Here is a 1,317-nt window from a genome sequence, read left to right on the forward strand (position 1 = left end):
CCCCTAGGGGTCACCACCATGCGGGTGTAGCTCAATGGTAGAGTCCCAGCCTTCCAAGCTGGTTGTGTGGGTTCGATTCCCATCACCCGCTCCATAAGAAGCCTTAGAGAAAAATCTCTAAGGCTTTTATTGTTTTTATTTCAGTTTAATAGTATAATAGCCATATATTCAATATATAGTAAAACTTAATACTAAGATGTAGAACGTTAACTATACTTTTATTTATATAATTGAGAATTGATGATTAATCAATTAAATTAGATTTTAGAAGGGATGGCTTAGTTTATATAGTTTTATATAGATTTGTATAGCTTTTGAAGGCATAAAAAATTAACAATTAAATCATATATAGTTTATTGAAATATATACTATGATAAAGAATAAATAAGGAGAAATGGTATGAGTAGAAGAATAAAAAAGTGGGGACTTGTACTTATTTGGATGGGAGTTATTTTTTTATTTTCAAGTCAAAATGGAGATAAGTCTAGTGAAAATAATAAATTTATAGTTTACATATTAAATACATTAGGAATAGATATTAATACTATATTAAGTGGTAATGCAGACTTTATAATTAGAAAGGCTGCACATTTTACAGAGTACTTTATATTGTATTTTTTATTATATAATGCATTAAAGGAAGATTTCTATTTTACTTCAAGCACTATATTTGCAATTATTATAACATTTTTATATGCTGTGTCAGATGAATTTCATCAAAGTTTTGTTCCAGGAAGAGGTCCAGCATTTAGAGATGTATTAATTGATACATCAGGTGGTGTATTTTGTATGGTGGTTATATATTTAAGTAAAATTATTAGAAAGAGAAAATGAATATTTAAGTATATTTTAGGATAGGAAAACTAAAACCTATCCTTTTATTTTTAGATTAATATTAATACATTTAAAGTAGTTTAATCTATAGTGCTTAACATATATTTACAATATATACCAATCATGATTACCTTTTGGAATGAAGATAGTTTATACAAAAAAGGATTCAGTTAATATGGATATAGATAAAAAGATGTCGTATTTTACAGGATAAGGTTTATTAACATAGTATCAGGAAAAGAAATCATAGATAAAAATTTATGTATTAGAAACAACTAATCCTTGAGTATCATATATAAAAAAAGAGAGAAATATAAAGAAATAATAATAAAAAACAAATATAATTTAATATAATAACCATCTAGAAATATGAATAGTTGTTTATGTGATGATAATATATAAAAGTCGCTTGAAGCGAGCGACAGAAACAAATAAAAACACCGAAAAAAGGTGTTGACAAGATAAAAAAGACGTGATAAGATA

Annotated in this window: 1 protein-coding gene and 1 tRNA gene; both read left to right on the forward strand. The window is 25.8% G+C overall.

Translation table 11 applies throughout. The features are described from left to right. Nucleotides 1–20 precede the first annotated feature (20 nt). Nucleotides 21–94 (forward strand) — tRNA-Gly (locus tag BUB63_RS13125). Nucleotides 95–399: 305 nt separating this feature from the next. Continuing rightward, complete coding sequence (locus tag BUB63_RS13130) at nt 400–834, forward strand: VanZ family protein (protein ID WP_051350731.1); 435 nt, start codon at nt 400–402, stop codon at nt 832–834. The last annotated feature ends 483 nt before the right edge of the window (nt 835–1,317 follow it).

This window comes from Caloramator proteoclasticus DSM 10124 (assembly GCF_900129265.1).
GTDB classification, from domain to species: domain Bacteria; phylum Bacillota; class Clostridia; order Clostridiales; family Caloramatoraceae; genus Thermobrachium; species Thermobrachium proteoclasticum.